At 67.2% G+C, this 9,531-nt stretch carries 8 protein-coding genes; 3 read left to right on the forward strand and 5 right to left on the reverse strand.

What is annotated here, in order from left to right:
- A partial coding sequence (locus EJK15_RS64350; protein WP_138720103.1) for an AraC family transcriptional regulator occupies positions 1-730 on the forward strand: 730 nt, incomplete at its 5' end.
- Positions 731-859: 129 nt separating this feature from the next.
- Positions 860-2,125, forward strand: coding sequence for an ABC transporter substrate-binding protein (locus EJK15_RS64355; protein WP_138720104.1), 1,266 nt, complete (start codon positions 860-862; stop codon positions 2,123-2,125).
- 9 nt (positions 2,126-2,134) lie between these two features.
- Here EJK15_RS64355 and EJK15_RS64360 read toward each other — a convergent pair whose 3' ends face one another.
- The 4 genes from EJK15_RS64360 to EJK15_RS76960 form a co-directional block, all read right to left on the reverse strand.
- Positions 2,135-3,409, reverse strand: a complete 1,275-nt coding sequence (locus EJK15_RS64360) for a winged helix-turn-helix domain-containing protein (RefSeq protein ID WP_138720105.1) — start codon at positions 3,407-3,409, stop codon at positions 2,135-2,137.
- Positions 3,410-3,587: 178 nt separating this feature from the next.
- Positions 3,588-4,730, reverse strand: a complete 1,143-nt coding sequence (locus tag EJK15_RS64365) for a S8 family peptidase (protein WP_138720106.1) — start codon at positions 4,728-4,730, stop codon at positions 3,588-3,590.
- Positions 4,731-5,016: 286 nt separating this feature from the next.
- Positions 5,017-5,763 (reverse strand): class I SAM-dependent methyltransferase, encoded by a 747-nt coding sequence (locus tag EJK15_RS64370; protein ID WP_138720107.1) that lies wholly within the window; start codon positions 5,761-5,763, stop codon positions 5,017-5,019.
- Positions 5,764-5,817: 54 nt separating this feature from the next.
- A complete protein-coding gene (locus EJK15_RS76960; RefSeq protein ID WP_276615594.1) occupies positions 5,818-5,943 on the reverse strand; it encodes a hypothetical protein in 126 nt (41 codons plus the stop codon).
- A gap of 449 nt (positions 5,944-6,392) precedes the next feature.
- Here EJK15_RS76960 and EJK15_RS64380 point away from each other — a divergent pair, with 449 nt between their 5' ends.
- On the forward strand, positions 6,393-8,318 hold the full coding sequence (locus EJK15_RS64380) for an ABC transporter ATP-binding protein/permease (protein ID WP_138720108.1): 1,926 nt from the start codon (positions 6,393-6,395) through the stop codon (positions 8,316-8,318).
- A 288-nt stretch (positions 8,319-8,606) separates the two neighbouring features.
- Here EJK15_RS64380 and EJK15_RS64385 read toward each other — a convergent pair whose 3' ends face one another.
- On the reverse strand, positions 8,607-9,149 hold the full coding sequence (locus EJK15_RS64385; protein ID WP_138720109.1) for a hypothetical protein: 543 nt from the start codon (positions 9,147-9,149) through the stop codon (positions 8,607-8,609).
- Positions 9,150-9,531 lie beyond the last annotated feature (382 nt).

The raw sequence follows: 9,531 nt of genomic DNA on the forward strand, positions 1-9,531 counted from the left end.
GTTTTGGGGAGGTGGGCGGGGGATCGGCCCGGCGGAGCTGCCGCTGCGCGCCGGTGACGTGGTGCTGGTCCGGCCGCACGACCGGCACGAGTTCGCCGCGGCCGTGGGGATGCGCTTCGTCAACATCGCCTTCCCGAGCGAGCGCTGGCGCGCCTTCGCCGACCTGGCCGGGCTGGCGGGCACGGCAGACTGGGACCGGCGCGACCTGCCCCCGTCGGCGCGCGCCGATCTGGACGGGCCCGTCGCGGCCGAGTTCGCCCGCGTGCTGGCGGCCTACTCCGGCGTGCCCCGCGTGCTCGACCTGGTCAGGCTCTGGACGGCGGTCGTCCCGCTGCTGGAGCGCGCCGACGGCACGGCCGTGGACCGGCGGCCCGGCTGGCTGGTGTCGGCCTGCGTCGCCATGAGCCGCGAGGAGAACCTGCGCGAGGGCCTGCCCCGGCTGCTCGCGCTGGCCGCCGTGAGCCCGGGACACCTGGCCCGCTCCATGCGCCGGCACTACGGCTGCACCCCGGTCGCGTTCGTCGCCGGGCGCCGGCTGGAGCACGCCGCCCTGCTGCTCACCACGACGACGGAGGGCATCGGCAGGATCGCCCAGCGCTGCGGGTTCTCCGGCCAGTCGTACTTCGGCCGGCGCTTTCACGAGAGGTACGGCATGGCACCGCGCGACTATCGCGAGGCGACGCGGCGCGCGGTGGTCCCGGCTGCTATGGACACCCAAGATATCAAGTGATTAGATGACTCGCCTCAGGCCCATTTCACCTCGAACCCAGACCAGAAGTGAGCACGAGGCCGTCCCCGGCGTGTCCAGGCCGACGACCCGCCGGACGGCGTCCCCCAACGAGCGAACAGGAGGCCGGGCATGATCCGGTCGCGTCCACTGCTTATCGCCGCCGTCACCTCCCTCGTCCTCGCCGGGTGCGGCTCCGGCGGTGACACCGCGAAGCAGCCCGCCAAGACGGAGCTGAAGCTCTACAACGACAAAGGCGCCTGGAGCAAGTACTTCGACCAGATGGGCGCCCTGTCCAAGCAGCAGATCGGCCTGTCGATGAAGCCGGTCGGCTACACCGACGAGCCGACGTACCAGGCGTTCATCAAGGCGTCCTTCCGCACCGACGTGAAACCCGACCTGTTCACCTGGACGACGGGCGGGCGGCTGGCGGAGATCGTCGCCCAGAAGCAGGTGGCGGAGACGACCACGCTCTGGCAGGAGGCGATCAAGAGCGGCGACCTGTCCGAGGACCTCGCCAAGTACTACACGGTGGGCGGCAAGCAGTACTGCGTGCCGCTGAACGCGGCCTACTGGGGCATGTTCTACAACAAGAAGCTCTTCGACAAGCACGGGCTGAAGCCGCCTGCGACGTGGGACGAGCTGATCACGATCGCCGACACGCTGAAGAAGAACGGCGTGCCCGCGTTCTACCACACCTCGGTGCTGTTCTCCTTCGTCTGGTTCGAGCAGCTCCTCGCCGGCACCGACCCCGACCTGTACGACCGCCTGTCGACCGGCCAGGCCAAGTACACCGATCCCGGCGTGGTCGAGGTGATGAAGCGGTGGAAGTCGATGATCGACGCCGGATACTTCAACAACCCCGGTGACAAGACCGACCCGGGCGACGTGCTCAAGACCAGCAAGGCGGCCATGGTGTCGTTCGGCACCTGGTTCAACACGAGCATGACCCAGCGCGACCTGAAGGCGGGCGCCGACTACGGCTTCTTCGTCATCCCGAACGTCAACGCCGCGCTGCCCAAGACGTCGATGATCTTCGAGAGCGGGCCGCTCTGCTCGCTGGCCAAGGCGCCCGATCCCGCGGCCAGCATGAAGTACCTCAAGTGGTGGGTCGGGGCCGACGCGCAGCAGAAGTGGTCCACCGCCAGGGGAGACGTCTCGGCCAACCCCAAGGTCCCCATCGCCGACGAGGCGATCGCGGAGGTCAGCAAGGCCGCGAGCGGCGGGGAGTATCGGCTGGTCAACCGGTATTTCGAGGCCACGCCGCCGCCCGTGCTCACCGCCGCGCTGGACGGCTTCGGGGCCTTCGTCGTCAAGCCGGACACCTACGAGAAGGTCCTTGCGGACATCCAGGTGGCCGCCGACGAATACTGGAGCACGCACAAGACGGGTAACTGAGGGACGAGGTCAGGGAGCGGGGACATCGCCCATCGCGGTCGCCGGGACCGGCGCCCCGCTCCTCGCGGTCGCCGTCTGCGCCGAACGCCATGGCTCCGGCACCTTGTCGCCGTAGACGACCTCGCGGGCTCCGGCGAACGCGGCCAGCTCGGCGACCGCCCGCCCGACGGCCTCGGCGGTCGCCTCGTCCCCGGACGTGCCCGGCTCGGGGAACACGCCCTCGATCTCCAGCACCGCCCGGCGCCGGTCCAGCCGCGGCACCAGCCTGCCGATCAGCCGGTCGCCGTGCAGGATCGGCATGATGTAGTGCCCGTACTGCCGTTTGTCCTTCGGCACGTACATCTCCGTCCGGAATGCGAAGCCCCACAGGCGTTCGGTCCGCTCCCGGTCGCAGATGAGGTTGTCGAACGGCGACAGCAGCGTGGTGCGCGGCTCCCCGTCGCGTTCGAGCAGGCCGAGCACGTCGCGGTGGACGTACCACCGCTCGGCGCCGCCCGCGACCTCGGCCGGCAGGACGCGGCCCGACGCCTGCAGGCGGTCCAGCACCTCGGCGAGGCCGGGATAGCGGTCGCGGACGAAGTGCCGCTCGATGTCGGCCGCGCGGGCGACGCCGAGCGCGCGCAGGGCGTGCTCGGCGGCCCGGGCCACCGCCTCCTCCTGCGGCAGCGGCTCGGTCGCGGCCCACTCCGGCAGCCGCCGCTCGGTCAGGTCCCACAGCCGCCTGCGGCCCTCCCGTCCCGCGACCATGACCTGGCCCTGGAACCACAGGAAGTCCAGCATCCGCTCGACACTGCGGCCGTTGGTCCAGCCGCTCGACTTCCACGGCACGGCCGCGACGTCGTCGAACGCGGCGCCCGGCAGCGGGCCCTCCTCCCGCAGCCGGTCGAGCACGTGCCGCCGCAGCACGTCGTTCGCCTCCAGCCAGTCGCGGATCCGCTCGTGGCTCGTCTGGCCCCCCGCGTAGCCGCGCATCATGACCTGGTGGATCGGATAGTCCTCGGCCAGCACGATCGACGCGGCGTGGGCCCAGTATTCGAACAGCCACCGTTCCCGCCACAGCAGCACGTCCAGATCGGCCGGGTCGTAGCCGCCGACCCGGCTCCAGAGCACCAGCAGGTGGCTGCGGGCCACCACGTTGACCGGGTCGAGCTGCAGGCACCGCAACGTTCGCAGCACCTGCCGCAACCCTTCGAGGTCGCCTCCAGGGCGGGGACCGGCGAGGTGCTGGCAGCGCACGGCCAGCCGCCGGGCGGACTCCAGGCTGAGCGTCAGGGGGCGTGACATAGCCGTAGATCGTACTCGAAAAAGAGTTCGACGTTCTGAGTATGCCCATCCACGAACGAGCCCTCGCCTCCTCAGCTTGAAGGAGGCGGGGGCTCGCCTTTCGTCCCGGCGATGTCGCCGAGCTCGGCGACATCGCCAGGCCAAAGGCGGCTGGGGTCGTCTCAGTCGTTGATCACGATTACGCGCTCCGGGGCTTGAACAGCAGGCGGTTCGGCGTGCCGGGCGCGTTGCCCTTGATCACACCTGGTGTGGCCCATGCACTGATCCACATGTTGAGATAGGCCGAGGACACATCCCCGTACGCGTCCTTGACCAGGGCGGCCACGCCGGCCACCGCGGGGGCCGACATCGACGTGCCGCTCAGAATGCTTGGCCCCCTGCCAGTGAGGGGGACAGAGGGGATCGCCACCCCCGGCGCGTAGAGGTCGACACATGTGCCGAAGTTACTGAAGCCGGCCTTTGAGTCGGTGATATCCGAGGCGGCCACTGTCGTCACGTTCGAGGCGCTTGCTGGTGATTCCGCGCATGCGTCGGTGTTGCTGTTGCCCGCAGAAACCGAGACGAAAACGCCGGAGTTGGCCAGATTCGTCACCGCGGTATTGAGGACTTCGGAGTGAGAGCCGCCCAGCGAGAGATTGGCCACGGCCGGGTGGATGGCGTGGGCGGCCACCCAGTCGACGCCGGCCATGACCGCTGAGGTCGTGGTTTCTCCGTCGCAGTTGGGGAACACCTTGACCCCGCGCAGTTGCACCAGCTTGGCTACGCCCCATGAGCCGCTGCCGAGTGTGCCGGCCACGTGCGTGCCATGGCCTTGGCAGTCGATTCCTTCTTCACCGAAGGAGTCGAACACGTTGCCGGCGCGGCCGCCGAACTCGGTCTGGTTCGTCTGGATGCCTGTGTCGATCACATAGGCGTGAACCGTGCGGCCGGTCTGGTTGAAGCTGTACCGATCGTTCAGGCCTAGTCGCTGGTCGATGCGGTCAAGGTTCCACGGCGGGTTGAACTGCTCGTACCGAGGGCGGACGGCGTGGACGCTCGGCGCGGGATCGAGCCGGATGACCTGGTCGGGCTCGATCGCCGTCACGTCTGGGTCGCTGCGGAGTTGGCTGACTTGTGCCGCGGTCAGCGTCGCGGCGAAGCCGTGGACGGCGGTGTCATAGACGTGATGCGGCGAGATCTGCGCTGGCGTCCGGGCGCCGGCCTTCAACGTGACGATGTAGTTGCCAGGGGCGGGCTCTTCGGCCGTGTGAATAACCTTGGACGCCGGGTGGCTCATGGCCTGAGCCGGATGCAGAGCAACCGATGGCGCAAAGGCAAGCATTATGCCTGATATGCCTGATGCTACATATCTTTTCACCAAGGCACCCCTTTCGGATGGGTGAAGTGGGCAGAATTGTCGGGGTCATTTGATGGCGCCGATCTTCTGCTAGCGATTTCTCCGCCCACCCATAAAGTCATTCACTCTCTGAAGTCCGCAAAGCGAAAAGGATTTTCGGTCGAGGGCTATTGTGCATAAGAATGAATGTGCACACTAAGCGAAATTCGACCGTATGCCGATAAGCCGGATTGCCGGCGAGTTCCTCCGCACGCCGCTCGGTGATGGCGGGCTACTGTGCGCGGCGGGCGAGGCCGAGGTCGGTGGCGAAGGCCATCTCCACGTCGTCGCCCAGCAACGCGGCCATGTCCGCCAGCAGCGCGTCGCGGGTGCCGGGCGCCAGCATCCGGTACGCGGAGATGGACCTGACCAGATCCAGGTAGCGTCCGGCTTCGTACCGGGAGGTGCCCAGGTAGCGGCGCTCGTCCAGGTCGGTGAAGCGGGCGTCGCCCGCCAGCGGATGCTCCGCGTGTCCCATGGGCGGCGCGGGCCGGTGCAAGCTCGACGTGCTCACCCCGTGGCGTTCGTCCACCGCGGCCAGGGCGGCCAGCAGGTCCGGGTCGGCGACGACATAGATGTTCCAGAACACCGCCACCGCCCCTCCCGGCGCCAGCGCCGCGTGCGCCAGGTCCCAGCGCCTTTCCTCGTCGACCCAATGCCAGGCCTGGGCGGAGTAGAGCAGGCCGAAAGCCTGATCGGGCACGTAGTCCTCAAATTTCCCGATCTGGACTCGGACGCCCGGGCACTTCGTGGTCAACACGGCGGCCATCCGCGGGTCGGGTTCGACGCAGGTCAGGTCGACCCCGCGGGCGGCGAAGCCCGCCGTGGCCTTGCCGGTCCCGGCGCCCACCTCCAGCACGGGGCCGGGCGCCGCGTAGGCCAGCACGTCGGTGATCAGCTGGGCGGGGTAGCCGGGCCGGGCCGCGTCGTACTGCTCGACCACCTCTCCGAACACCACACTTCTCGCACGTTCCACCATGACGGCCTCCTCCTCGACCCGGCGATCCCTTTCGGGCGGGCACGGGATCTGCGCTTACGAAGGTTTGCAGAAAGTCTCGGCCTTCAGGCCAGGCGGGCGCTCGGCGTCTCCGGAGAACATCTCCACGTCGCCCTCGTCGTACGCCTTCAGGTCTCGAAGGGCGTCCACGCGCATCGCCAACGACGGCCGATCCTCGGCGGTTCGGACTGCGCCGAACCGTCCGGCCCGGAGACGCGCAAGAGCGAGGCCGAGAAGGACAACGAGCGGCTGCGGGCGCGCCTGGACAAGGCCGAGCGGGAGCCGGCCAAGACAAAGCCGCGCTGGAGATCACGGGAAAACTTGGAATTGCTCTCCGAGAGCGTGGACAACGACGTGCCGCCCAGGAAGTGATCGACGAGGCGTTCGCCGCGTTGGAGGCGGTGCTCGGCGTGACGGTGGCGTGTGCCCTGTCGGGCAAGTCGCGAGCCACTGTGCATCGGCATCGCCATCCCATGCCGGTGGTGCTCGGCCCGCGCCCGACCAGGGGTCTTCACCTGGGACATCACCAAATGGCGACTCGAACGACTCTCTCCCGCGAGTTGGGCTCTCTCCAAGGCGCTGGTCACACTCTGTGCCTATATGGTGCCGGAATGGAGTTGTTCACCCCGACGCTCGACTGGGGCGCTGAGATCTGGACATCGCTGGTGTGGATCGCCAAAGCCTGGGCGATCGCCGCGGTGTGCACCTTGGTGGTTCTCGTGCTGATCGGCCTCTTCACGACGTGGGGCAGGCAATTCTGGCGCATCACTGGTGCCTACTTCACCGGTCCGGGGAGCGTCAAGGTCTGGCTCTGGCTCGGCGCTCTGCTGCTGTCGGTGGTCAGCGGCGTCCGCCTGGACGTGCTGTTCAGTTACCAGGGCAACGACATGCTGTCCAGCCTCCAGGTCGCGGTTCAGGGCATCGCCGTCAACGACACTCCGGTGAAAGTCTCCGGCGTATACGGCTTCTGGACGTCCTTGTGGGTCTTCTGCGTCCTGGCGGCGATACACATCGCCCGGGTGCTGCTGGATCTGTTCCTGCTCCAGCGGTTCATGTTGGCCTGGCGCGTCTGGCTCACCGACAGGCTGACCGGAGACTGGCTCGACGGTAAGGCCTACTACCGGTCGCGATTCATCGACGACACCATCGACAACCCGGACCAGCGTATTCAGTCCGACATCGACCTGGTCACCGCCGGATACGGACCCCTGCCCAACCTTCCGAGCAACGGGGGGACGTCCAGCACGCTGTTGTTCGGCGCGATCTCTGCGGTCACCTCGATCGTGTCGTTCACAGCGATCCTGTGGAACCTCTCGGGCACGCTTTCCATCTCCGGGGTCGAGATCCCCAGGGCGATGTTCTGGATCGGGCTGGTCTACGTCCTCATCGCCTCCGTCATCGCATTCTGGATCGGCAAGCCGATCATCTGGCTGGCCTTCCGAAACGAGAAGTTCAACGCGGCGTTCCGTTACGCCTTGGTGCGCCTGCGCGATGCGTCGGAGGCGGTTGCGTTCTACCGCGGCGAGTTCGCGGAGCGCTCAGGGCTGCGGCGTCTGTTCGCCCCCGTCGTCACCAACTACAAGCGGTATCTGAACAGGACCATCGGCTTCAACGGCTGGAACTACGCGATCAGCCAGAGCATCGTGCCCCTGCCCTATCTCCTGCAGGCGCCGCGGCTGTTCGCCGCCGAGATCCGCCTCGGCGATCTCACCCAGTCGGCATCGGCGTTCAACGAGATCCAGAACGGCCTCTCGTTCTTCCGCAACGCCTACGACGCCTTCGCCGGGTACCGGGCGGCGATCATCCGACTTCACGGTCTGGTCGTCGCCAACGAAGAGGCCAGGGCGCTGCCGGAGGTGACGACGCTGCCCTGCGTCGACGGGACGGTTCAGCTCAAGGCCGTCGAGGTCCGCACCCCCGATGGGCGGCAGTTGATCAAGCCGCTCGACATGCGGCTCGAAGTGGGTGACACGTTGGTCGTCACCGGGCCATCCGGCAGCGGCAAGACCACGCTGTTGCGCAGCCTCGCCGAGTTGTGGCCGTTCACCACCGGCACGCTGACCCGGCCGTGCGGACCCAACGAAACAATGTTCCTGTCGCAGCTGCCCTACGTACCGCTGGGCGACCTGCGCGCTGTCGTCACCTATCCCGGCAAAGAAGGCGCCGTCGATGACGAGACCCTGCGCAGCACACTGCAAAAGGTTGCGCTGTCGCACCTCGTGGACCGGCTCGACGAGGTGCAGGACTGGGCCAAGGTGCTTTCCCCGGGCGAACAGCAGCGGATCGCGTTCGCACGGATTCTGTCGACGAAGCCGAAGGTGGTGTTCCTCGACGAGTCGACCTCGGCGTTGGACGAGAACCTGGAGTTCATCCTCTATCAACTGGTGCGGTCAGAGCTGCCCGGCACCATCGTCGTCAGCGTCAGCCACCGCTCGACGGTCGAGCAGCACCACACCCACGAACTCGAGCTGCTCGGCGAAGGCGAATGGCGCTTCAGTCCGCTGGGAGACGACGAACCGGAACTCGCTCCGGCGTAACAACGATGGAGTCGTACTCGATCATCGCAAGCGGCAGGGGTACGGTCGGGCAAACTTCGACCTTCTCCGGAGGCGGATCCTGCTACGGAACTGACAACGTCACAAGATCAGCGACAGAGCCAGTAAATGTGCAGAACTCTCAGGTGTCTGTTTCGCTGTTTCTGCCGCCCGGCGTAGGTCCTCGACAGTGAAGCTGAAGATGTCGATCAGGCAATAGGCGGAGGTCATGCCGGTGTCGTCGGGGCCGGTGGAGCAGAAGCGGGCCAGCCGACGGGGACGGCATACACCCTAGGGCTTCTTGTCGGGCAGGGCTGCATACCACGTGCCGTCATGTTCCGGTCCGGGCACCCATGCCGGAGGATCGGCCAAGCCGAGCGCCTCCTCAGCCCACGCCAGCATGTACGCGTCCGTGGCCGCACGTGGCCGGGGCGCCCGGACGACCCCGCCCAGCAGGATCCAGCCACGGTCGGGAAAGAGAGCGTACTGCTGGATGAGCAGGTCACTGGTGGTGTGCCAGCCGTCTTCTTCGATTTCCTTCCAGGGCAGCAGCCGCGTTTGCAGCAGGCTGGTGGCCCAGGCTCTCGCATGCTGAGAGCTCAGCGTGCGTGGAGCACGGCCGAGGAGGATGCCCGCGATCATGGTCTCTCGGCCAAACCGCACGGCCTGGCGACCCGTGCCTGGCGGAACGGTCTGCCTGCTAACAGGCGAGAAACCGGAGATCTGCGTGTCGGCATGCCGGATGTCAGCCACGGCAGTCAAGCCCTGCGCGCCAGCTGCCGAGATGATGGAGACTTGGGTATCGGCCGTGTGGGGATCATCACCTAAGATCACGCCCCCAGGATAACGACGCGCTGTTCTCGGGGTTGAGGAACCGGCAGACAGTCGCTATCGAGCGATAGCGTCGTCGCTGCGCAACCCGTTCCCTGTCACATAGGAGCCCGCCGGTGATCCCCGAACCCGCACCAGGCTCCCACCCCCGACCGACATCGCGCTGCGGGCGAGCTCGCCCAGCACGCCTTCGACCCGACCTGCCCGAAGCGGTTTCGGGTGCGCCCTGGGGTCGAGGTGATCCGCTTAACACCAGCTACCCAGAGAGGCTTCGCCTCGGACCGCCGAGATTGATGGTTCCGCTCGCACGAAGACGACCGTCGGTTCATCCTCAGGAGCAGGAAACGGGTGCTGAGGGTGATCGCTATGACACGTTCGGATACGG

The sequence above is a fragment of the Nonomuraea basaltis genome (assembly GCF_005893125.1).
Lineage (GTDB): Bacteria > Actinomycetota > Actinomycetes > Streptosporangiales > Streptosporangiaceae > Nonomuraea > Nonomuraea basaltis.